This is a genomic window from Janthinobacterium sp. NKUCC08_JDC, from assembly GCF_019345575.1.
In the GTDB taxonomy this organism is placed as follows: domain Bacteria; phylum Pseudomonadota; class Gammaproteobacteria; order Burkholderiales; family Burkholderiaceae_D; genus Janthinobacterium; species Janthinobacterium aestuarii.
On the sequence record NZ_JAHKQW010000017.1, the window covers coordinates 1 to 22407 of the forward strand.

Here is a 22407-nt window from a genome sequence, read left to right on the forward strand (position 1 = left end):
CTGGCGGCTACGGCGGCCCCCGCGCCGGCGCCGGGTGCCCCCCCGGCTGCGGGCCCGGCGCCGCCACAGCAGGAACCGGCGCCCGTGCGCGCGGTCGAACGTTCAGTGGTGGCCGAACGCCGTCCGCTGGAAACGTCGCCCGTCGATAGCGGCGCGGCCATGCGCAACGAAATGGCGCAATCGTTCTTGCGCGATGCCGAGCGTTCTTTGCTGGAAGGCAAGTTCGATGCGGCCAAGACGTATCTGGAAAGCGCGCGCCGCGTCGATCCGGGCAATGCGCGCATCGACAATCTGTCGCGCCGCATCCGCGAGCGTGAACGGCAAGTGCTGCAGACGGAAACAACGATCAATTAGCTATCTGGGAGCCACCATGCTGAATCACACCACCTTGCGCGCCGCCGCTGCGCTGACCATCGCGGCCATGCTGGCTGGCTGCGCCACGGCGCCGATGAATCCGAACGGCGTGCGCCAGGACGGTTCCTATCCGCAAGGTGGAAGCCAGGCGGCCACGGATGAGGACCCGTGCAGCGTGGGCACGTCGGCCGCTGCCGGCGCGGCCGTGGGCGCGCTGCTGGGTGCGCTGGCGGGCGGCAAGAATGGCGCGCTGAAGGGGGCGGCCATCGGCGGCGGCCTGGCGGCGGCTGGCTGCCTGGCCATCAATGTCAATTCGCGCCAGACCAAGACGGCGGCGCAGGCGGACCGCGACTACATCCGCACGCGCGGTGCGCTGCCGCGCGAGCCGCAAGTGGTGTCGTACACGCCGCAGCTGAGCGCGTCGACCGTCAAGCGCGGCCAGCCGTTCAAGGTCAATTCCGTGGTGGAGCTGGTCAATGGCAGCGCGCAAAGCGTCAATGACGTGCGCGAAGAGCTGGTGGTGCTCGACCCGCAAGGCCAGCCATTCAAGTCCGGCTCGAAAGCCCTGGCCAGCAACAACAAATCGGGCGGGCGCTTTGAAAACTCGTTCCAGCTGACCTTTCCAGAAGGCGTATCGCAAGGCGTGTATGGCGTCAGGACGAATCTGTACGTGAACGGCAAGCTGGCCGCCACGCGCGACTTGCGTACGCAGCTGGTGATGCTGGATGTGGATACGCGCGTTGACGCGCAGCTGGCGCTGCGCTGATCGCCGTATGCAAACGGGTAGATCGGATTAGCGGGGTAAAGCCCCGCGTAATCCGACAACACCACTAACGCCAACAATGTTGTCGGATTACGGCCCCTTGGGCCTAATCCGACCTACGCGCCGCCCTGGTAGCCATGCTGGCGCCACGCTTCATACACGACCACGGCCACCGTATTCGACAGATTCAAACTGCGGTTGTCCGGTCGCATCGGCAGGCGGATGCGTTGCTCGGCGGGAAAGCCGTCGCGCAGGGCCGGGTCCAGACCTTTTGTTTCCGAACCGAACACGAACACGTCGCCCGGCAGGAAGGCCACGTCGCCGAACGGGCGCGAGCCGCGCGTCGTCATGGCGAACATGCGGGATGGGTCGGGCTGGGTGTCGGCCAGGAACGCGTCCCAATTCTTGTGCACCTTCATGTTGGCGTAATCGTGGTAATCGAGGCCGGCGCGCTTCATCTTGGCATCGTCGAGCGGAAAGCCCAGCGGTTCGACCAGGTGCAGCTGCGCACCCGTATTCGCGCACAAGCGGATGACGTTACCCGTATTGGGCGGGATTTCAGGTTCTACCAAAACAACGTGAAACAAAATGCTCTCCTTATATAAGTGATGCTAGCGTGGCGGCGTGCGCGCCACCACCAGTATGCTGACCCTGGCCGCGCCTTCGCTCTTGCAGGCGGCGGCCAGGGCGTTGACGGTATGGCCGCTGCTCATCACGTCGTCGACGATGCCGACATGACACCCTTGCAATAGCGGTGCGTGTTCGGGCGCGATGGCGAACGCGTGCGCCAGGTTGGCTTGCCGTTCCTGCGGCGCCACGCCGCTTTGCGCCCTGGTTTCGCGTACCCGCAGCGCCAGGCGGGGCTGTAAAGCTACGTCCAGCAGGCGCGCCAGCGGACGGGCAATTTCCAGCGCCTGGTTAAAACCCCGCTCGGCCAGCCGGGCCGGGCCAAGAGGCACTGGGCACAGCAACTGCGGCGCTTCCCACTCTGGTTGTTGCTGAATGGCAACGTGCAGCAGTTCTGCCAACAGGGGCGCAAGCGCCAGGCGCGCGCCGAATTTCAGCTGCAGCAGCAACTGGTCGATGGGCGCCGCATAATCGAACGCCGTGATCGTGGCGTCATACGCGGGCCGCTGGCGCAAACAGCGTCCGCACAGTGTTGCCACATCGTCGAGCGGGTTGGCGCACTGGCGGCAACGGTGGCGCAGTTGCCCGCGTCCTTGTCCCAGGTACTGCGCGCGGCAGGGCGAACACAGCACTTGCGGGCAGCCCATGCCGCACAGCGCGCATTGGGCCGGCAGCAGCGTGGCGCCCAGCCAGAGCCGCAGCGCCTGCCACGCGGCATCAAGGCGGTGCCGGCTGGCGGTTCGCATCGCGATGGCGTCGTTCCATGTACACTGCCGACATTATCTCACCTCACCCGATTCAACATGCCAGTTCCCACCAGTCCGCCCAAAATGAGTGCGCCCATCGATGCGGTGCAAGTACGCGATTTCTTTTCCCGTCCGGCGCGCGTTGCGCCATCGGACTTCCTGCGCCGCGAAGTGTCGGCACGCATGCACGAGCGCCTGGAGCTGGTGAAAATCACGCCGCACCGCGTGCTTGACGCCGGCTGCGGTCCGGGCGCGGACCTGGCGCAGCTGCAAAAGGATTATCCCGCCGCGCAGATTATCGGTCTCGATGCAGCGCAAGCGATGATGCAGGCGGCGCGCGCGCCCGCGTCGAAACTGGCCAGCCTGAACCAGTTCCTCAGCAAACTCTTGCCGGCCAAGGCGGGCGTGGATTTATTGTGCGGCGACCTCGGCGACTTGCCGCTGGCGCAGGGCAGCATCGACCTCGTGTGGTCCAACCTGGCGCTGCACTGGCATGCCCAGCCCGACCGCGTGTTTGCCGAATGGCGGCGCGCGCTGCGCCTCGATGGCTTGCTGATGTTTTCCTGTTTCGGTCCCGACACCTTCCGCGAAGTGCGCGACGCCTTTGCCGAGGCGGACTTGTATCCGCACGCCTTGCCCTTTGTCGACATGCACGACTTTGGCGACATGCTGGTCGAGACGGGTTTTTCCACGCCGGTGCTGGATATGGAGATCATCACGGTGACCTACGACACGGCGGAAAAACTGCTGGCGGACGTGCGCGCCTTTGGCGGCAACCCGCTGACCACGCGCCGGCGCGGCCTGATGGGCAAGGCGGCCTGGCAGCGCATGCTGGCCGCGCTGGAAAAAACGCGCCGCCCCGATGGCAAGCTGGGCCTGAGTTTCGAGGTGATCTATGGCCACGCCTTCCGTCCCGCACCGCGCGTGACGCGCAACGGGGAAGCCATCATTCGATTTGACTTGCCGCGCAAACCCAAATAAAAGCGTAAAGAAACCGACACTTGGTCGGCATCCGCGCGTTAATGTTGCAGCAAGCGTTGCAAAGCGCGCGGCGGCCGGGAGAAGGGCGCGCACAAAGCCGATTATTGCTTGATGGATTCAAGTTTACTTGATTATAATCGTTGATTGTTTGTCAGCTTGTTAAGTAGAAAAAACAAGGGCTGCATACAAAATAAAAAAAACAAAGCGAGACGAATTCGAAGTTACTGCATTAGTATAGTAACCATCTTCCACACGAGGCCATTTCGATGTGGGGAAGAAAAACAGGGTTCCAGCATGGTTGCGCGCCGCCGTTTTTGCTGCGGCAGCCAGCATGGAATTCGCTGGTGCTTGACGCACATGGCCACATTCTGGCCGTGTTGCTTTCATGGAGGAGCGGCAGCGGTCCAGTACGGAGAAGTCCGCAGCCGTTTAAAATATCATTATTTTTTGGGTGGTTGGGGAAAACATGACACATGCAAAGCGACTTCAATCGTTGCTGCTCGGGCTGTCTTTGACAGCGTTTGGCATCGGGCGATGGGCCACGGCGGCACCGGCTGCCGGCACCTATCCCGGCACCGGCGGTCCCGTGCCGTTCGAAATGAATCTGCAACCGCCGGCGACACAGATCGCCCATGAAATCTACGATTTGCACACCCTGATGATGATCATCTGCCTGGTGATCTTCGTGGCCGTGTTCGGCGTCATGTTTTATTCCATCTTCAAGCACCGCAAGTCCCTGGGCCACAAACCGGCCACTTTCCACGAAAGCACTACCGTCGAGATCGCCTGGACCGTCGTGCCTTTCCTGATCGTCATCGGCATGGCCCTGCCTGCCACGCGCACCGTCGTCGGCATGAAGGATACCTCGAACGCCGACATCACCATCAAGGCCACGGGCATGCAGTGGAAGTGGGGCTATGACTACCTGAAAGGCGAGGGCGAAGGCATTTCCTTCCTCTCCAACCTGGCCACGCCGCGCTCGCAAGTGGGTGCGCCAGGCGCGCCGCCGACGGAAAAACGCGGTGAAAATTACCTGATCGAAGTCGATAACGAAGTCGTCGTGCCGGTCAACAAGAAAATCCGCGTGGTGCTGACAGCCAACGACGTCATTCACGCCTGGTCCGTGCCCGCCTTTGGCGTCAAGCAGGATGCGATTCCCGGCTTCGTGCGCGACACCTGGTTCAAGTCCGACCATATCGGTACCTTCCGCGGCAATTGCGCTGAACTGTGCGGCAAGGAACACGCGTTCATGCCCATCGTCGTCAAGGTCGTATCAGCCGATGACTACAAGGCCTGGGTTGATGTAAAACAAAAGGAAATGGCGGCATTGGCTGATGATCCAAGCAAGGTGTGGACCATTGACGAATTGAAGGTCAAGGGCGAGAAAGTGTATGCGGCCAACTGCGTGGTCTGCCATCAGGCGACAGGCAAGGGCGTGCCCGGTGCGTTTGCGCCGCTGGACGGCTCGGCCGTGGTGAACGGTCCGAAAGCGGATCAGATCCACGTTTTGCTGAACGGGCAAAAGAGCGGCAAGTATCCCGCTGAAATGCCAGCCTGGAAACAGCTGTCCGACACGGAAATTGCCGCAGTGATCACTTACACGCGCAATTCCTGGTCGAACAAGGCCGCAGAGAACATCGTTCAACCAGCCGAAATCGTGGCTGCACGCAAGTAATTAGGAGCCGCATATGAGTACTAGCACGAGCACTAGCACCTTGGACCACGCCGGTCACGATCACGACCATGCCCACGATCATCCCACTGGCTACCGCCGCTGGCTGTTTGCCACCAATCATAAAGATATCGGTACCCTGTACCTGTGGTTCTCGTTCATCATGCTGCTGTCGGGCGGCGTGCTGGCCCTGATGATTCGTACGGAACTGTTTCACCCAGGCCTGCAATTTTTCCACCCTGAATTTTTTAATCAACTGACCACCATGCACGGCCTGGTGATGGTGTTTGGCGCCATCATGCCGGCTTTCGTCGGCTACGCCAACTGGATGATCCCGCTGCAAGTGGGCGCTTCCGACATGGCGTTTGCCCGCATGAACAACTTCTCGTTCTGGCTGCTGCCGCCGGCCGCGCTGCTGCTGGCCACGTCCTTCCTCGTGCCTGGCGGCGCCACGGCTGCCGGCTGGACCCTGTATGCGCCGCTGTCGACGCAGATGGGCCCCGGCATGGACATGGCGATTTTCGCCATGCACCTGATGGGCGCTTCGTCCATCATGGGCTCGATCAACATCATCGTCACCATCCTGAACATGCGCGCACCGGGCATGACCCTGATGAAAATGCCGATGTTCTGCTGGACCTGGCTCATTACCGCGTATCTGCTGATCGCCGTCATGCCCGTGCTGGCCGGCGCCATCACCATGACGCTGACGGACCGCCATTTCGGCACCTCGTTCTTTAACGCGGCAGGCGGCGGCGACCCCGTCATGTACCAGCACATCTTCTGGTTCTTCGGCCACCCCGAGGTCTACATCATGATTCTGCCGGCCTTCGGCATCGTCTCGCAGATCCTGCCCGCGTTTGCCCGCAAGCCTTTGTTCGGCTACGCCTCGATGGTGTACGCCACGGCGTCCATCGCGATTCTGTCCTTCATCGTATGGGCGCATCACATGTTTACCACCGGCATGCCGGTGACGAGCCAGCTGTTCTTCATGTACGCGACCATGCTGATCGCCGTGCCGACGGGCGTGAAAGTGTTCAACTGGATCGCCACGATGTGGAAGGGTTCCATGACGTTCGAGACGCCGATGCTGTTCTCGGTCGGCTTCATCTTCGTGTTTACCATGGGCGGCTTCACGGGCCTGATCCTGGCCGTCACGCCGATCGACATCCAGTTGCAGGATACCTATTATGTGGTGGCGCATTTCCACTACGTGCTGGTGGCCGGTTCGCTGTTTGCCCTGTTCGCCGGTTTCTACTACTGGTCGCCGAAATGGACGGGCCATATGTACAACGAGACGCGCGGCAAGATCCACTTCTGGCTGTCCCTGATCACGTTCAACGTGACCTTCTTCCCGATGCACTTCCTGGGCCTGGCCGGCATGCCGCGCCGCTACGCCGACTATCCGGCGCAGTTCACGGACTTCAACATGATCGCTTCGATCGGCGGCTTCGGTTTTGGCCTAATGCAGGTGTACTTCCTGTTCTTCGTGGTCTTGCCGACCATCCGCGGCGGCAAGGCTGCGCCAGCGAAACCATGGGAAGGCGCGGAAGGCCTGGAGTGGACCGTGCCGAGCCCGGCGCCTTTCCACACGTTTGAAACGCCGCCGACCGTGAAATAAGGTATCCCGGGCCGGCGTGTTGCGCGGCCCGTCTTGAATAAAGTGCCTGTCATGACCGAAGTGAAAACTGAGCGTAAAAAACCGAACAACCTGCGTACCGGACTGATACTGGGGGGCCTGGCGGCCTTCTTCTTCCTGTCCGTGTTCGTCAAGCGCATGTGGCTCTGACGTGACGACGCCCCATCAACAGGAAACACGCGGCCTGAACCGCAAGATGCTGGGCAAGCTGCTTGTCATTGCCGTGCTGATGTTCGGTTTTGGCTATGCCCTGATTCCCGTCTACAAGCAGATTTGCGAAGTGATGGGCATCAACGTGCTGACGCAAAAAGATGGCACGGTGGCTTACGACAACAATACGCAGGTCGACACGACGCGCAGCATCACCGTCGAGTTCGACGGCAATGCGCAGGGGCCATGGCGCTTCCGCCCGACCGTCTCGAGCATGCAGGTGCATCCGGGCGAACTGGTGACCGTCATGTACGAAGTGGTCAATACGCAAAACCGCGTCGTCAACGCGCAAGCCATCCCCAGCTACGCGCCGCAGAGCGCCACGCCGCATTTCAAGAAGGTCGAATGCTTCTGCTTCAAGCAGCAGACCCTGAAGGCCAAGGAAGCGCGGCAGATGCCGGTGGTGTTCTTCCTCGATCCGGCCCTGCCGAAAGAGGTCAAAACCATCACGCTGTCGTACACGTTTTTCGAGATTGCCGGTCTGAGCCAGGCTCAGACGCCGGCCGTCCAATAGGAGAGTGGCATGGGCGAATCCAAGCAGCCTGAAAAAGCGTCGTTCCTGTATTCGCTGCGGGCCGTCGTGTGGTCGTTCACGGGCTTGCGCCGCAAGAGCGATTTCGACACGGATTCGGCCAAGCTCAATCCCGTGCACATCGTCATCGCCGGCTTCCTGGTGGTGGCTTGCCTGATCGGCATCCTGATTTCAATTGTTAAATTCGTCGTTTTATAAATTATAAAAAACCACCCTATAAGTTTTTGAGGAGATGATGATGAGTTCCAACCACGCCGCCGTACCCTATTATTTCGTGCCCGGCCCGTCGCGCTGGCCCATGCTGGGCGGCGCCAGCCTGCTGCTGACCATGATCGGCGCCTCGGCCTGGGTCAACGACGTCTCCTGGGGCCCGTACGTCAATTACCTGGGCCTGGCTGGCATCCTGCTGGTGCTGTATTTCTGGTTCGGCGACGCCATCAGCGAGTCCGAGCAGGGCCTGTACAGCGAGCGCATCGACCATTCGTTCCGCTGGAGCATGAGCTGGTTCATCTTTTCCGAAGTCATGTTTTTCGCCGCCTTCTTCGGCGCCCTGTTCTATGCGCGCAGCATCTCGATGCCATGGCTGGCCGACCTCGACCACAAGGTGATCTGGCCCGATTTCGCCGCCCAGTGGGGCAATACGGGCCCGGCCGGCACGGTGCAGGAATTCACCACCATGACGCCGTTCTGGATTCCAACCATCAATACGGCCTTGCTGCTGCTGTCGGGCGTCACCCTGACCATCTCGCACCACGCGCTGCGCGCCGGCCACCGCGGCATGACGGCCCTGTTCCTGTTCGCCACGATCTTGCTGGGCGCCATCTTCATGGGCTTCCAGGTCTACGAATACATGCATGCCTACAGCGAACTGAACTTGAAATTGACGTCCGGCATCTACGGCGCCACCTTCTTCATGCTGACGGGCTTCCACGGCTTCCACGTGACCCTGGGCGCCATCATGCTGTCCGTCATCCTGTACCGCGTGCTGAAAGGCCACTTCACGCCGGAACACCACTTCGGTTTCGAAGGCGCCGCCTGGTACTGGCACTTTGTCGACGTCGTCTGGCTGGGCCTGTACGTGGTCGTGTATTGGTTATAATGGCGGGGCAGGGCACGCGTCGTTGATGCGTGCGCCGGCACCATAAAAAAAGCCGTACCGGGACATCCTGGGTACGGCTTTTTTCTTAGTTTAAGAATTTTGCTAACCAAGCAACGTCGTTAGCACCGGGGTCAGTCCCTGCCGGGGGAATTCGCCCCAATGGGGCGGATTCCGATCCCGCAGGGACAGACCCCAGCATTTAATGTATCCCCGTCGGCTGTATATAGCCGAGCTTGTGCGCCAGCAGGATCAGCAGGAACAGAGTGATCGACAAGCCCACGCGCAGGGCCAGCGCCTGCACGGTGCGGTTGCTCTTGCCCTTGTCGCGCATGAGGAAGAACAGGGCCGAGCCCAGGCTGCCCAGGATCAGGATGAAGGCGATGGCAACGAGGATTTTCATGGATGGTAGCGCCAGGCTTGAGGAGGTTTCATTGTAATGCGTATCCGCTTCCATTTTAGATGGATTCCATTTGTTGTAATGCTGCTACTGGTGGCCCTGGGCGTGTCGCTGGCGCAATGGCAGCAGCGCCGTGGCGACGAGAAAGTCGCGCGCGCCGCCAGGCTCGAGGCGGGCAACCAGGCCGCGCCCCTGGCATTGACGGCCGCCCCCATGTTGCCGAGCGACGCGCAAGCGATCGAATATCGCAGGATCACCGTCACGGGCCATTTCGTGCCCGCCTGGACGGTGTACCTGGACAACCGCCCCTACAAGGGCCAGGCCGGTTTTCACGTGCTCACGCCATTCCGGATCGACGGTTCAGCCATGCACGTTCTCGTGGCGCAAGGCTGGCTGCCGCGCAACAATGCCGAGCGTACGCGCATTCCCGACTACTCGACACCGGCCGGCACGGTGACGATTTCCGGCATCGCGCGCCTGAACGCGGGCCATGTGATGGAGCTGGGTACGGCGCCGGCCCTGGCGCCGCACGCCATCGTGCAAAATGCCGATATCGGCCAGCTGGCCCAGGCCAGTGGCCTGGCCTTGCAGCCATTCATTCTCGAACAAACAGTCGACCCAGCAGCGGCGCCAGCGTCCAGCCAGCTTCCCGTGCGCGACTGGCCGGCGCCGGACCTGGGCGCCGACAAGCACCGCGGCTATGCATTCCAGTGGTACGCACTGGCACTGATGGCTTTTCTATTTTTTGTCTTTACAGGATTTCGACGTGCAAACAAACAACCCTGAAGCAACGCAAGACAGCAGCAATAAACAGGCACAAAATACGGGACGCTGGAAACTGCTGGCCGTCGTGGCCGTGTGCGCGTTTCCCATCATTGCCTCGTATTTCACGTATTACATCATCAAGCCCACGGGCCGCAACAACTATGGCGCCCTGATCGACCCGCGTTTGTACCCGATACCCGAGGTGCAACTGCAGGTGACGGAACTGGACGGCAAGGCGTCGCCGCTGGCGCAATTCAAGGGCAAGTGGGTGCTGCTGCAGACAGGGCCGTCCGATTGCCAGGAAGCATGCAAGAAGCAATTGTTTGACATGCAACAACTGCGCCTCATGCAGGGCAAGGAACGCGAACGCCTGGAACGGGTCTGGCTGGTGACGGATGCCCAGCCGCTCGATACGCTCGTGATGCGCGAATTCGACGGCACCAGCATGCTGCGGGTCAATAACGACGCCCTGAAAGCGTGGCTGCCCGTGGAGCCGGGCGGCAAGACCAGCGACCATTTCTACCTGATCGATCCGCTGGGCAATCTGATGATGCGCTTCCCGAAAGACGCGGACCCGAACAAGATCAAGAAAGACATCGCCAAGCTGCTCAAAGCTTCGGCGATCGGTTGAGGGGTCTGCATGCCAACGATGCATCTCTCCGCGCTGGCCCAGCTGGGCTTGACGGGTCTGCTGGTGGCGCTGCTGCCGCTGACCATGGTCTGGGTGTCCGCGGACGCCAATAAATACCGCAAGCTCGTGTGGATCGCCGTCTTTTTGACGGTCGACCTGATCATGTTTGGCGGTTTTACGCGCCTGTCCGATTCCGGCCTCGGCTGCCCGGACTGGCCCGGCTGCTATGGCTCGGCCAATCCTTTCCTGGCGCACGAGCACATCGTGGCGGCGGAAACCCTGATGCCGACGGGCCCCGTGACGGTGGTCAAGGCCTGGATCGAAATGACCCACCGCTACCTGGCCATGGCCATAGGCGTCTTGATCGTGGCGATGATGGTGCAGGCGTGGCGCCAGTGGAAGAAAAGCAAACGCGAGGAATTTGCACCCGCGCTGCCCACGGCGCTGTTCCTGTTCGTCTGCCTGCAGGGCGCGTTCGGCGCCTGGACCGTGACCTTGAAACTGCAGCCCGTGATCGTCACCATCCACTTGCTGCTGGGCATGGGCTTGCTGGCCATGCTGACATGGCTGGGCGGGCGCCAGGACCATGCCGTCCAACCCTTGCTGCGCGCCGATGCGGACGCTGCCGTGCTGCGCCCCGTGCGCGCGCTGGCCGTCATGTCGCTCGTGCTGTTGACGGTGCAGATCGCGCTGGGCGGCTGGGTGAGCACCAACTACGCCACCCTGGCCTGCACGGATTTCCCCCTGTGCGGCGGCAAGGTCATTCCGGAAATGGATTTCGAGCATGGTTTCCATCTGTGGCGCGAGCTGGGCAAGACGGCCGCCGGCCATTACTTGCCATTTTCCGCGCTGACGGCCATCCACTGGGTGCACCGCAATTTCGCCTTCATCGTGCTGGCTGGCATCGGCTATACGGTGTTTCGCGCGTGGAAACTGCCGTCCTTGCGCGGCACGGCACGCTGGGTGGCGCTGGTGCTGGTTCTGCAGGCGGCCACGGGGCTGGCGACGATCTACCTGAGCTGGCCATTGTCGATTGCCGTCCTGCATAACGGCGGGGCGGCGCTGCTCGTGTTATTGCTGACCATGTTAAACTACAAGGCTAAATTCCAACTCGATGTAGCGCGGAAATCTGCTTCCGCCTCCGCGCCAGTGCCCTCGGCACCAGCCAGTCCTTCCCGTATCGCATAAATGACTACTCAGACCATCAGCCGTAAACCATCCCCCCGCATCGCCCAATATTGGGCGCTGACCAAGCCCCGCGTGACGCAACTGGCCGTGTTTTGCGCCGTCATCGGCATGTTCCTGGCCAGCGAGGAGTTGCCGGACTGGCACGCGGTGGTGTTCGGCACCATCGGCATCTGGCTGCTGGCCGGCGCCGCGTTTGCCGTCAATTGCCTGGCCGAGCGCGAGATCGATGCGCGGATGGCCCGCACGGCGCGCCGTCCGATGGCCATGGGCGACATCACGGTAAAACAGACGGTGGTGTTCGCGCTGGTGATCGGCGGCCTGGGCATGGCGATTCTGTATCACCTCGTCAATCCGCTGACCATGTGGCTGACCTTTGTCACCTTTGTCGGCTATGCGCTGATCTATACCATGGTGCTCAAACCGGCCACGCCGCAAAACATCGTCATCGGCGGCCTGTCCGGCGCCATGCCGCCCGCGCTGGGCTGGGCGGCCGTCGCCAACGACGTGCCGATGCAGGCCTGGCTGCTGGTCCTGATCATTTTTGTGTGGACGCCGCCGCATTTCTGGGCCCTGGCCATGTACCGCCGCGACGATTACGCGCGCTCGGGCCTGCCCATGCTGCCCGTCACGCACGGCATGCAATTCACGCAATTTCACGTCTGGCTGTATTCGATCGCGCTGGCCGCCACCACCTTGCTGCCGTACGCCGTGCGCATGAGCGGCCTGATCTACCTGGCTTCGGCCGTGGTGCTCAACGCCGGCTTCCTGTATTACGCGTGGAAGATGTACCGCCATTACACGGACTTGATCGCGCGCAAGGCGTTTACGTTTTCCATCATCTACCTGGCCTTGCTGTTCGCGGCCTTGCTGGTTGACCACTACATTCCTATCGGCACATGAAAAAATACCTGACCCTGTTGTTGGCGGCCGCGCTGGTCGCCGTCCTGGCCGGCTGCGGCAAGCCTGCCGCGACCAAGCTGGCATTCAAGAACACGGACGTGACGGGCCTCGGCTATGCGCGCGAGTTCGCGCTGACGGACCACACGGGCCATCCGCGCACCCTGGCCGACTACAAGGGCAAGCTGGTGCTGGTGTTCTTCGGCTATACGCAATGTCCGGACGTGTGCCCCACCACCATGGCCGATATGGCCCAGGTGATGCGGGAGATGGGCCCGCAGGCGGATAAAGTGCAAGTACTGTTCGTCACCGTCGACCCCGAGCGCGATACGCAGGAATTGCTGGCGCAATATGTGCCGGCCTTCGACAAGCGTTTCGTCGGCCTGTATGGCGACGCGGCCGCGACGGCCAAGGTGGCCAAGGAATTCAAGGTGTATTACGCCAAGGTCGAGGGCGAGACGGACAGCAGCTACACGGTCGACCACACGGCCGGCACCTATGTGTTCGACCGCGACGGCAAGATCCGCCTGTTCGTGCGCCACGGCGAAAAGCCCGCCGCCATCGCGCACGATCTTAAACTTCTGCTATCCTGATCCGGTCGCGCCGCTAGGCGCCATCTTCAGGACATGCAGTACATGGACAAACGTTTCGAGCCCCACGCCCGCCTGGCAGCCATCATCTTCCTGTTGATCGGCTGCTTTTTCGTCTTGCGGCCCTTCCTCGCTGCCATGCTGTTTGCCGCCTGCGTGGGCATTTCCAGCTGGCCTTTGTACTTGCTGCTGCTCGAACGCCTGAAAGGCCGGCGCAACTGGGCGGCCGCCATCATGACCCTGTCGCTGCTGCTCGTCATCGTGCTGCCGCTGGCCCTCGTCACCTACAACCTGGCCGACAATGTGTCGCGCATCTATGAACAGTTGCGCGCCGCGCTGGAAACGGGCAGCCTGCATCCACCGGCTTGGCTGGCCAGCATTCCCGTGGTGGGCGAAACCATCGCCGGCTACGTGGATCGCCTGCTCGCTGACCGCGAGGAATTACTCAATTTAGGCAAGACGATGCTGGAACCGGCGCGCCACTTCCTCGCTTCCGGCGGCATCCTGCTGGGTACGGGCCTGGCACAGACCAGCCTGGCCGTGTTCGTCAGCTTCTTCCTCTACCGCGACGGCCAGCAGCTGAGCCGCGCCCTGATGACAGGCGCCGGCCGCATCATCGGCGACAGCGCGCCGGGCGTGGGCCTGACCATCAGCCGCACCGTGCGCGGTGTCATGTACGGCTTGCTGGGCACGGCGCTGGCGCAAGCGCTGGTGGCCGTGGTGGGTTTTCTGATCGCCGGCGTGCCGGCCGTGGCCCTCTTGGGCGTGGCCACCTTTATCTTTTCGCTGATCCCCGTGGGACCGCCCTTGATCTGGGGCGGCGCGGCCATCTGGCTGTTCAATGACGGCCAGACGGGCTGGGGCATCTTTATGCTGGTGTGGGGAGGCTTGCTGATCAGCGGCGTGGATAACGTGGTGAAACCCATGCTGATCAGCCGCGGCAGCAGCCTGCCGTTTTTGCTTGTGCTGCTCGGTGTGCTGGGCGGCGTGCTGGCCTTCGGCTTCGTCGGCATCTTTATCGGGCCGACCCTGCTGGCCGTGCTGTACAGCTTGCTGCAAACGTGGACGGTAGGCGAGACCACCGTGCCGCAGGGCAAAGATACCCTGACGAGCAAGAAGTAGTTAATCTCTTAAATCCGCATCCAGATCGCGCTCCTGCTTCGGGATCACTTTAATGAGCACGATGCGGGGCCCGTTCATCTTCTTGACGACGATGTCGAAGTCGACAAAGGTGATGCGCTGGCCCTGCTTCGGAATGTCGCCGAGCTTGACCATGATCAAGCCGCCCACCGATTCCACGTCGTCCAGCCCCAGTTCCTCGTTTTCGATATCGATGCCTAGGATGCGTTCGAGCGAGAAGATCGGCAGGCTGGCCTTGCCGATCAGGGTGCCGTCGCTCTGCTTGAGCCAGTCGTTTTCATTGCGGCGGAATTCATCGCGGATTTCGCCGACCATGGCGCCGAGCAAGTTATCCAGGGTGATGAAACCCAGCGGGCGTTTGCCTTTTTCGCCGATCAGGGCGAAGTGCGGGGCGCCGTCGCGAAAGCGCCGGAACAGTTCCAGTGCCGGCGTGCGCGCGGAAATGATGTCCACGGGACGCAGGAACGGCGTGAGCGAGGTGATCGGCTTGCCCGCCTGCTGGGCAAAGAACAGATCCTTGAGGTGCACGACACCGAGCACGTCGTCTTCATTCGTGTCGAAATACGGGTAGCGGCTGAAGCGGTTGCGCAGCACCGTGTCGAGGTTTTCTTCCAGGGTATTCGACGCGTGCAGGGCGATCACTTCATTGATCGGGCGCATCAGGTCCGACACCGTCATCTGTTCGAAATCGAGCGACTGCGCCAGGATGTTGCGCTCGTCGCGCGTAAACTTTTCGCCGGGCTGGCTGGTGCGCAGGATCAGTTTCAGTTCTTCGGACGAGTAATGGGCGTCGTGGCCGCCCTTGCCGGACAGGCCCGCCAGGCGCAGCACCCAGTTGGCGCTGGCGTTGAGCAGGTAGATGGCCGGGTACATGGTCCAGTAGAAACCATACAGGGGAATCGCGCTCCACAGGCCGACGGCTTCCGGGTTGCGGATGGCCATCGATTTGGGCGCCAGTTCGCCCACGACGATGTGCAGGAAGGAAATCACGCTGAAGGCGACGACGAAGGAGACGCCATGGATCAGCTCTTGCGAGGTGACGCCGATGGCGCCGAACAGCGGCTCGAGCAGGCCGGCGAACGCCGGTTCGCCGACCCAGCCCAGGCCCAGCGACGCGAGGGTGATGCCCAGCTGGCAGGCGGACAGATAGGCGTCCAGCTGGCCATGCACCTTGGCCAGGATGCGGCCCCGCAGTCCCTGCGTCTTGGCGATGGCGCGGATGCGCGTGCGCCGCAATGTGACGATGCCAAACTCGGCGGCAACAAAAAAACCGTTCAGCGCGACCAGGAAGAGGGCGAGCAGGACTAGCAAGACATTGTGCATGGGGGCGCTGAAGATGGGCTGGTAAAACGTCATCTTAAACGACGAAGGGCGCAGTATCCTAATTTCCGGCGAATCGGCCCTGCGGTTTTACACGATGCTGCGGCGTGCGGCGTCGACCAGCGGCGCGGCGCCCTGGTCGCCCAGCGTCTGCAGCAAGTCCTCGAAGTCGTGCGCGCGGCCATGCGCCAGCTCGGCAGCGCTGAGCCCGATAATCTGCAGGAAGGCAAATTTTCCCGAGACCAGTGCATATTCTTCCGGGTAATGTTTGCTGGGCACCATGATGATGGCGCTCAGCGCGGACTGCTGGCCATCGATGGGGCCGCCAACGGACATGCGGTCCCAGACGTCCAGCGGTTCCTGGTCACCGAAGCGGCCAGCCGCCAGCAGCATCTGATACGCGGCGAACCTGCGCACCAGCGCCAGCGCCCATGGCGACTGTTGCGGGCACTCCAGCAGCAGTTCGCGGCCCAGTCCCGTCCACTCTTCCTCCGCATCGGGTTCGTCGTCCCATGGGTTGGACAGGCCCGACGATACGTAGACCCAGTGCGGCCGCTCGGGCGTCGGCGGGCATTCGAACACGCCGATATGCAGCCAGCGCGGGTCGACTTGCGTGCAGTTGAACAGCTGTTCGAACAGGGACAGGTCGAGCGGGTAGATGCCCGGTCCCAGGTCCCCGAACAGGGCTGTATAGAGCGTTTCTTCGCGCTGGGCCCAGGCTGTTTCCAGAAGGCTGCTTGCGGCGCCGTCATTGCTAATGTTGGTCATGTCGGTTCACTGAAATGGATGAGCATTTGAGTATAAAACATGCAACTTTATGACGGCGTACGGTTCAACTGGCCGATGCGCCGGCCTCAGGCCGTTACCTTGGCGGGGGCCGTTTGCGGCCCGCCGCGCATGGCAAAGACCATGACGGCCGAGACGATGGCGGGAATGGCGACGACGAGGAAGATCGTGCTGTTCGGCCAGTTCAGGCGGATCAGCTCGCCACCGAGCACGGGGCCGATGATGGAGCCGATGCGCCCGATGCCCAGGCTCCAGCCGATGCCCGTCGAGCGCAGGGTGGTCGGGTAGTAGCTGGCCGCCAGGGCGTTGACGGCAGGCTGGCCGCCCACCACGCAAAAACCGGCGATGAAAATCGTGATGAACAGGAAGGCCAGCGACACGTCCGGACGGCCGATCAGGGCAATGGCCACGGCGGCGACCAGGAAGCACGGCAGCAGGATGCGGCGGAAGCTCGAGCGGTCGATCAGCTGGCCCATGACGAGGGTGCCGATGGTGCCGCCCACTTGCAGGGCCGTGCCGGCCAGCACGGCGTTGGCCGTCGACAGGCCCGCTTCCTTGGCGATGGTCGGCAGCCAGTTCGACAGGAAATACAGGTTCAGCAAGTTCATGAAGTTGATGACCCACAGCAGTATCGTCATCTTGGCGCGGCCGCCCGTAAACAATTGCAGCACGGGCGCGCCCTTGTGTTCCTTCTCATGCACGAGGTATTGCGTGTCGGCCGTGATGGTTACCGTCGGATCGATGCGTTTGAGCCACTTGGCGACCTTGTCCAGCTTGCGTTTCTTGAGCACGAGGAATTGCATCGATTCCGGCAGCAGGAAGAACATCAGCACGCCGATGATCAACGGCACGACGCCGCCCACGTAAAACACGGATTGCCAGCCGAAGGCGGGAATCAGCGCGGCGGACAATAAACCACCGAGCACGGCGCCCAGGGTAAAGCCGCACGAGACCAGCATCATCAGCGTGACTTTCTTGCGCAGGGGGCTGTATTCGCCGGCCAGCGCCATGGCGTTCGGCATCACGGCGCCCAGGCCCAGTCCCGTGATGAAACGGATCAGCTGCAATTGTTCGATGGTCGTTGCCAGCGGCGTGACCAGCATGCACAGCGAAAAGAAGATGGTCGAGCCGATCAGCACGGGACGGCGGCCGAATTTGTCGGCCGTGATGCTGAACACGAGCGAGCCGACCAGCATGCCCAGCAAGCCCGCGCCAAACACGGGGCCCAGGTTGGCTTTGCTCACGTGCCAGTCGGCAATGATGGCCGGGGCCACATAGCCCATCGCCTGCACGTCGAAGCCATCCATGATGACGCACAGCCCGCACAGGATCAGCATGCCGATCTGGAAGGAGCCGATCTTGTTGTTATTGATGAGATCGGGAATATCGATCGTCTTGCCTGCCGTGGACATGGTGCCGCTCCTGTTTTTTATGGTGATCGCACCCTTCCGGCGAGGGCTGGGCGCGTGTTTGTCTCAGGCTTTATTACAATCGCTTTTGATTGATTATTCAAACGTTATTTTCGAATGGATTTATCAGGTTTCCTTGTGAATCTTTGTCGTCCCCTGGATGGCCGCCAGGATCACGTCGAGCGCCGGGTGCATGATCTTGCGCTCGTTCGAGATGACGTAAAACTGTTCGCGCAGGGACGAGGCGTCGCCGACCAGCACGGCGCCGAATTGCTCCTCGATATCGGCCGCCAGGCTGGCGGACGCGAAGAACAGGCCCAGGCCCTTGCGGCCAAACGCGTTGAGCATGGCGTTGTCCTCGAATTCGCCGACCACGTCCGGGCGCACGCCCTGCTGCACCATCCATTCGTCGATGCGCCCGCGCAAGGCGTTGTTGCGCGCGGGCAGCAGGAATGGCGCGCCGTGCAGGCTGTGCGGGAAATTGTCGCGGTATTGTTCGGCCAGCGCGGGGATGCCGAACAGCTTCATGGCGCTCTCGCCCCACAGGTGGCTGGACACGCGCAGGCTGGCGCCGGCCGGCACGGCGCGGTCCGTCAGCACCAGGTCCAGCTTGTGCAGGGCCAAGTCGGCCAGCAGAGATTCGAATTCATCTTCCAGGCACACGAGTTTGATGGGCTGGTCCAGGCTGCGCGTGGCGTCGAGCATGCGGTACGCCATCAGTTTCGGCAGGGAATCGGAAATGCCCACCGTCAGGCGCATCTTTTCCGCGTCCGCATCGGCCAGCGCGTCCTGCATCTGTTCGCCCAGCAGGAAAATCTGGTCCGCATAGCCGAGCGCCAGGCGGCCCGCTTCCGTCGGCACCAAGCGTCGTCCCTGCGGCTGCAGCAGGGATTTGCCCAATTCCTTTTCCAGCAGAGCCAGCTGCGTGCTGATGGTTTGCACGGCCAGTCCCAGCCGTTCAGCCGCGCGCGTCACGCCGCCTTCCTTGGCGACCACCCAAAAGAAGTACAAATGGCGGTAATTGAAGCCCGTGGTTTTCATCGCTGCATCCTCTATCTTCTGTTTTTACGAAGTAATACTTCCATTATCTTCTATTTTTAAATGTGTCACACGTCCCTATACTACGTTCCATTGAATTTGGATAAAGGGGAACTATCGATGAAACATTTCAGAGTGTCATTTCTAGTGACATTTATCTGCCTGGGCATTTCCGCCTGGTGGGGTTACACGCACGGTGGCGTGCAGACGATGCTCGCGGCGCTCGGTATCGCGGTGATCCTGGGCGTGATGGAAGTCTCGCTGTCGTTCGACAATGCGGTGGTCAACGCCTCGGTGCTGAAGAACTGGGACAAGTTCTGGCAGGGCCTGTTCCTGGGCGTCGGCATCATCATCGCCGTCTTCGGCATGCGTTTGCTGTTCCCGCTGGTCATCGTGGCGCAAGCGGCGGACCTGGGCTTGATGGAAGTCTGGAATCTGGCACTGAGCAATCCTGAACAGTACTCGATGCACCTGACGAATCACCATGCGGAAGTGGCGGCTTTCGGCGGCATCTTCCTGCTGCTGGTGTTCCTGAACTTCCTGCTGGACGACGAAAAAGAAACGCACTGGCTGGGCCGTATTGAAGAAAAACTGGGCGCGCTGGGCAAGGTATCGTCGATTTCCGTGATGATCGCGCTGGGCACCCTGATGGCCAGCCTGTCGATGATCGAAGAAGGCCAGAAACTGGTGGTCCTGACGGCCGGCCTGTGGGGTATCCTGACCTATGTGGGCGTCGATGTGATCAGTGGCTTGCTGGAAGGCGATAACGGCGACGGCAACATGGGCGACATCGTCAAGCGCGGCGGTATTGGCGGCTTCCTGTATCTGGAAGTGCTCGATGCTTCGTTCAGCTTTGACGGCGTGATCGGCGCGTTTGCCATCACCAAGGATGTCGTGATCATCATGCTGGGCCTGGCTATCGGCGCGATGTTCGTGCGTTCGATGACGGTGTTCCTGGTGCGCAAGGGTACGCTCGACGAGTTTGTTTATCTGGAGCACGGCGCGCACTATGCGATCGGTATCCTGGCCGTGATCATGTTGGTCAGCATGAAGTTCCACATTCCCGAGATCTTCACGGGTCTGATCGGCGTGGCCTTCATTCTCGCCTCGCTGTGGTCGTCGATCCGTTACAAGCGACGCATGGCCTTGCTGGAAGGCACGGAAGATAAACAGCCTGAGCTGGAAGCAGCAGCCAAGGCGTAAGAGATACGCGGCAAACGTCTACACCCGTTTGCCAGCGTGATGCAGCAAGCGCCGCCGCCGGCCTTGGGAGTCGGGCCGGTGGAGGGCGCCAGGTGTTTTGCAAGTTAATTATTCGCTGGACTTTTATTTCACATAGGAGAAATACATCATGGCAATCAGTCTGCAAAAAGGCGGCAACGTCAACCTGAGCAAAGAAGCTCCTGGCATCTCGAAGATGATCATCGGCCTGGGCTGGGATGCCCGCGCCACCGATGGCGCCGCGTTCGACATCGACGGTTCCGTATTCCTGTTGAAGGCCGACGGCAAGGTACGCGCCGACGTCGACATGATTTTCTACAACAACCTGAAATCGAGCGACGGCTCCGTCACCCACTCGGGCGACAACACCACGGGCGCCGGCGATGGCGATGATGAAACCGTCATGGTCGACCTGGCCACGGTGCCAGCCGAGATCGACAAGATCGCCGTCTGCGTCACGATTCACGATGCCGAAGCGCGCAAGCAAAACTTTGGTATGGTATCGAAGGCGTACGTACGCTGCGTGAATGCCAACGGCAACACGGAAATCGCCCGCTTCGACCTGTCGGAAGACGGCTCGGCCGAAACGGCGATGGTCTTCGGCGAAATCTACCGCAATGGCGCCGATTGGAAATTCAAGGCCATCGGCCAGGGCTACAAGGGCGGCCTGGGCCCACTCGCAGCGTCGTTCGGCGTCGGCGTATAAGTTGTAAGCAGTCAAGGCGGTCCGCTGTATGGACCGCCCCCATCATTACTGAGTTGAGGAAGGAACAGGTATGCCAGTTTTCAATATTACCGGGGACGTCGACCCGTTCCTGCATGTGTCGCTTGCCAAGGGTGAGAAGATTTATTGCGAATCCAATGCGATGGTGATGATGGAAACCAATCTTGAGCTGAAAGGCAAGATGACTGGCGGCATAGGCGCCGCGCTGATGCGCACCTTTGCCAACGGGGAATCGTTCTTTCAGCAGCATATCGAAGCCATGCGGGGCGACGGCGACTGTCTGCTGTCGCCGACTCTGCCTGGTGCGATGCGGGTGCTCGAGGTGGGTGCCCAACAATACATGATCAGCGACGGCGCCTTCGTGGCGGCCAGTGCTGGCGTGGAATTGAAGGTGCGCACGCAGAGCCTTGGCAACGCGCTGTTTGCCCAGAGCGGTGGTTTTTTCATTACCGAGACGGCAGGCAGCGGCCAGTTGGCGGTGTCCGGTTTTGGCGCGATGTCGATACTGGAAGTGACGCCTGGCAAGGACGTGGTGATCGATAACTCGCACGTCGTGTGCTGGGACAACCGCCTGCAATACGAAATTTCCATGACGACCGGCAGCAGTGGCGGCTTTCTGGGTAACCTGATCAATAGCCAGACCAGCGGCGAGGGCATGGTATTGAAGTTTTCAGGCACGGGAAAAATCCTCGTGTGCTCGCGCAACCGCGCGGCCTTCCTCGCCTGGACCCAAAGCAAGCCGGCGTAACTAATATTTGATGTAACCAAGCAAACAGGAGCTATGCGTATGTCTGTCAATTTGAGCAAGGGCCAGAAGATTTCTCTGGACAAAGAAGCTGGTACCACCCTGACCCGTATCACCATGGGCCTGGGCTGGGATGCGGCCAAGACCAAGGGTTTCCTCGGTTTCGGTTCGAAGACGGAAGCCGTCGACCTGGACGCGTCGTGCGTCATGTTCGATGAAAACAAGAGCACGTCCGACATCGTCTGGTTCCGCCAGCTGAAAAGCAAGGACGGCAGCATTGTCCACACGGGCGACAACCGCACGGGCGCGGGCGATGGCGACGACGAACAGATCAATGTCGATCTGTCGAAAGTGCCGGCGCACGTGAAAAGCCTGGTCTTTACCGTCAACAGCTTTACTGGCCAGAACTTCTCGCAGGTGGAAAACGCCTATTGCCGCATCTTGAATGCCAGCAATAACCAGGAAGTCGCGCGTTTCAACCTGTCTGTGCAAGGTACCCACACGGCACAGATCATGGCCAAGCTGTACCGCCATAACGGCGAATGGAAGATGCACGCCATCGGCGAAAACGGCAACGGTCGCACGTTTGACGACCTGATGCCGCAAATTGCCGTGCATCTATAAGGAGCAGTACGCAGCGGGCGGGGGACGGACCGGATACCGGCCCTTGTCCGCTGCTCTATTTTGAAGGAGAGTATGTCGTGATGCGATTGCTGATAGCCTTGCTACTTCCGTGTCTCACGTTTTTCATGCTGGGGCGCCCGCTGGCCGGTGCCGCCGCCTTGATCTTGCAGTGCACTGTGATCGGCTGGGTGCCGGCGGCCCTGTGGGCCCTGTACACGGTGAACCAGCATAAATCGGAGCAGGAACTGGAAGGTGCGTTAAGCCGCAGCTACATGCGCAGGCGTAGTCGGTTGATCTAAATCAACCGGG

The 22407-nt window shown here is 61.2% G+C and carries 27 protein-coding genes and 1 pseudogene; 20 read left to right on the top strand and 8 right to left on the bottom strand.

Annotated features, from left to right (window positions below; all coding sequences use genetic code 11):
• Together KO538_RS25890 and KO538_RS25895 are read left to right on the top strand one after the other, a co-directional pair.
• A pseudogene (locus tag KO538_RS25890) lies at positions 1–354 on the top strand (hypothetical protein); the annotation flags it as partial.
• A 16-nt stretch (positions 355–370) separates the two neighbouring features.
• Positions 371–1120, top strand: coding sequence for a hypothetical protein (locus KO538_RS25895; protein ID WP_219330104.1), 750 nt, complete (start codon positions 371–373; stop codon positions 1118–1120).
• Between the two features lie 113 nt (positions 1121–1233).
• Here KO538_RS25895 and trmL read toward each other — a convergent pair whose 3' ends face one another.
• Positions 1234–1704 carry a tRNA (uridine(34)/cytosine(34)/5-carboxymethylaminomethyluridine(34)-2'-O)-methyltransferase TrmL gene (trmL, locus tag KO538_RS25900; RefSeq protein ID WP_092716941.1) on the bottom strand — a complete coding sequence of 157 codons (471 nt, stop codon included), beginning with the start codon at positions 1702–1704 and terminating at the stop codon, positions 1234–1236.
• Positions 1705–1728: 24 nt separating this feature from the next.
• Positions 1729–2490, bottom strand: coding sequence for a ComF family protein (locus tag KO538_RS25905; protein ID WP_219330105.1), 762 nt, complete (start codon positions 2488–2490; stop codon positions 1729–1731).
• Positions 2491–2547: 57 nt separating this feature from the next.
• Between KO538_RS25905 and KO538_RS25910 the strand changes: the two genes are divergently transcribed.
• The gene (locus tag KO538_RS25910) at positions 2548–3471 is read left to right on the top strand and encodes a methyltransferase domain-containing protein (protein WP_034749015.1); all 924 of its coding nucleotides are present in this window, start codon (positions 2548–2550) and stop codon (positions 3469–3471) included.
• Between the two features lie 159 nt (positions 3472–3630).
• Here the strand turns inward: KO538_RS25910 and KO538_RS25915 are convergent, their stop codons facing one another.
• Complete coding sequence (locus KO538_RS25915) at positions 3631–3858, bottom strand: hypothetical protein (protein ID WP_128141319.1); 228 nt, start codon at positions 3856–3858, stop codon at positions 3631–3633.
• A 79-nt stretch (positions 3859–3937) separates the two neighbouring features.
• Between KO538_RS25915 and coxB the strand changes: the two genes are divergently transcribed.
• From coxB to KO538_RS25945, 6 genes are read left to right on the top strand one after another with little or no spacing between them, the layout of a single operon-like run.
• Entirely contained in the window at positions 3938–5146 is a 1209-nt protein-coding gene (coxB, locus tag KO538_RS25920; protein ID WP_072456862.1) for a cytochrome c oxidase subunit II, read from the top strand.
• Between the two features lie 13 nt (positions 5147–5159).
• Positions 5160–6764: a cytochrome c oxidase subunit I gene (gene ctaD, locus KO538_RS25925; RefSeq protein ID WP_219330106.1), complete on the top strand. Its 1605-nt coding sequence runs from the start codon at positions 5160–5162 to the stop codon at positions 6762–6764.
• Between the two features lie 51 nt (positions 6765–6815).
• The gene (locus KO538_RS25930) at positions 6816–6932 is read left to right on the top strand and encodes a cytochrome oxidase small assembly protein (RefSeq protein ID WP_217494662.1); all 117 of its coding nucleotides are present in this window, start codon (positions 6816–6818) and stop codon (positions 6930–6932) included.
• A gap of 1 nt (position 6933) precedes the next feature.
• Positions 6934–7506 carry a cytochrome c oxidase assembly protein gene (locus KO538_RS25935; RefSeq protein ID WP_083293044.1) on the top strand — a complete coding sequence of 191 codons (573 nt, stop codon included), beginning with the start codon at positions 6934–6936 and terminating at the stop codon, positions 7504–7506.
• A gap of 9 nt (positions 7507–7515) precedes the next feature.
• Positions 7516–7722, top strand: coding sequence for a DUF2970 domain-containing protein (locus KO538_RS25940; protein WP_034749002.1), 207 nt, complete (start codon positions 7516–7518; stop codon positions 7720–7722).
• Between the two features lie 40 nt (positions 7723–7762).
• Positions 7763–8623, top strand: a complete 861-nt coding sequence (locus tag KO538_RS25945; RefSeq protein WP_070305721.1) for a cytochrome c oxidase subunit 3 — start codon at positions 7763–7765, stop codon at positions 8621–8623.
• A gap of 199 nt (positions 8624–8822) precedes the next feature.
• On the opposite strand, the gene KO538_RS25950 is transcribed toward KO538_RS25945, so the two are convergent.
• A complete protein-coding gene (locus tag KO538_RS25950; protein WP_034748996.1) occupies positions 8823–9023 on the bottom strand; it encodes a twin transmembrane helix small protein in 201 nt (66 codons plus the stop codon).
• A gap of 78 nt (positions 9024–9101) precedes the next feature.
• Here KO538_RS25950 and KO538_RS25955 point away from each other — a divergent pair, with 78 nt between their 5' ends.
• From KO538_RS25955 to KO538_RS25980, 6 genes are read left to right on the top strand one after another with little or no spacing between them, the layout of a single operon-like run.
• Positions 9102–9806, top strand: coding sequence for an SURF1 family protein (locus tag KO538_RS25955; RefSeq protein ID WP_374106889.1), 705 nt, complete (start codon positions 9102–9104; stop codon positions 9804–9806).
• Positions 9787–10416 carry a cytochrome C oxidase subunit I gene (locus tag KO538_RS25960; protein ID WP_219330108.1) on the top strand — a complete coding sequence of 210 codons (630 nt, stop codon included), beginning with the start codon at positions 9787–9789 and terminating at the stop codon, positions 10414–10416. The genes KO538_RS25955 and KO538_RS25960 overlap by 20 nt, the downstream gene beginning before the upstream one ends.
• A gap of 18 nt (positions 10417–10434) precedes the next feature.
• A complete protein-coding gene (locus KO538_RS25965) occupies positions 10435–11604 on the top strand; it encodes a heme A synthase (RefSeq protein WP_219330147.1) in 1170 nt (389 codons plus the stop codon).
• A complete protein-coding gene (cyoE, locus tag KO538_RS25970) occupies positions 11605–12504 on the top strand; it encodes a heme o synthase (RefSeq protein WP_072456871.1) in 900 nt (299 codons plus the stop codon). It abuts the gene before it with no gap.
• Positions 12501–13094 (top strand): SCO family protein, encoded by a 594-nt coding sequence (locus KO538_RS25975; RefSeq protein ID WP_219330109.1) that lies wholly within the window; start codon positions 12501–12503, stop codon positions 13092–13094. Before cyoE ends, KO538_RS25975 begins: the two co-directional genes overlap by 4 nt.
• A 42-nt stretch (positions 13095–13136) precedes the next feature.
• Positions 13137–14213: an AI-2E family transporter gene (locus tag KO538_RS25980; RefSeq protein WP_034748981.1), complete on the top strand. Its 1077-nt coding sequence runs from the start codon at positions 13137–13139 to the stop codon at positions 14211–14213.
• Here KO538_RS25980 and KO538_RS25985 read toward each other — a convergent pair whose 3' ends face one another.
• The 4 genes from KO538_RS25985 to nhaR form a co-directional block, all read right to left on the bottom strand.
• Entirely contained in the window at positions 14214–15554 is a 1341-nt protein-coding gene (locus tag KO538_RS25985; RefSeq protein WP_034749482.1) for a hemolysin family protein, read from the bottom strand. It lies immediately after the preceding gene.
• 87 nt (positions 15555–15641) lie between these two features.
• Positions 15642–16319 (bottom strand): suppressor of fused domain protein, encoded by a 678-nt coding sequence (locus KO538_RS25990; RefSeq protein WP_219330110.1) that lies wholly within the window; start codon positions 16317–16319, stop codon positions 15642–15644.
• 86 nt (positions 16320–16405) lie between these two features.
• On the bottom strand, positions 16406–17749 hold the full coding sequence (locus KO538_RS25995; RefSeq protein WP_219330111.1) for an MFS transporter: 1344 nt from the start codon (positions 17747–17749) through the stop codon (positions 16406–16408).
• A 123-nt stretch (positions 17750–17872) separates the two neighbouring features.
• The gene (gene nhaR / locus KO538_RS26000) at positions 17873–18787 is read right to left on the bottom strand and encodes a transcriptional activator NhaR (protein WP_070305709.1); all 915 of its coding nucleotides are present in this window, start codon (positions 18785–18787) and stop codon (positions 17873–17875) included.
• A 117-nt stretch (positions 18788–18904) separates the two neighbouring features.
• Here nhaR and KO538_RS26005 point away from each other — a divergent pair, with 117 nt between their 5' ends.
• The 5 genes from KO538_RS26005 (at position 18905) to KO538_RS26025 (ending at position 22397) form a co-directional block, all read left to right on the top strand.
• The gene (locus KO538_RS26005) at positions 18905–19987 is read left to right on the top strand and encodes a DUF475 domain-containing protein (protein ID WP_034748969.1); all 1083 of its coding nucleotides are present in this window, start codon (positions 18905–18907) and stop codon (positions 19985–19987) included.
• Between the two features lie 148 nt (positions 19988–20135).
• The gene (locus KO538_RS26010; protein ID WP_034748966.1) at positions 20136–20711 is read left to right on the top strand and encodes a TerD family protein; all 576 of its coding nucleotides are present in this window, start codon (positions 20136–20138) and stop codon (positions 20709–20711) included.
• Positions 20712–20781: 70 nt separating this feature from the next.
• The gene (locus tag KO538_RS26015) at positions 20782–21477 is read left to right on the top strand and encodes a TIGR00266 family protein (protein WP_219330112.1); all 696 of its coding nucleotides are present in this window, start codon (positions 20782–20784) and stop codon (positions 21475–21477) included.
• Positions 21478–21516: 39 nt separating this feature from the next.
• Positions 21517–22098: a TerD family protein gene (locus KO538_RS26020; RefSeq protein ID WP_034748960.1), complete on the top strand. Its 582-nt coding sequence runs from the start codon at positions 21517–21519 to the stop codon at positions 22096–22098.
• An 80-nt stretch (positions 22099–22178) separates the two neighbouring features.
• On the top strand, positions 22179–22397 hold the full coding sequence (locus KO538_RS26025; protein ID WP_034748958.1) for a hypothetical protein: 219 nt from the start codon (positions 22179–22181) through the stop codon (positions 22395–22397).
• The last annotated feature ends 10 nt before the right edge of the window (positions 22398–22407 follow it).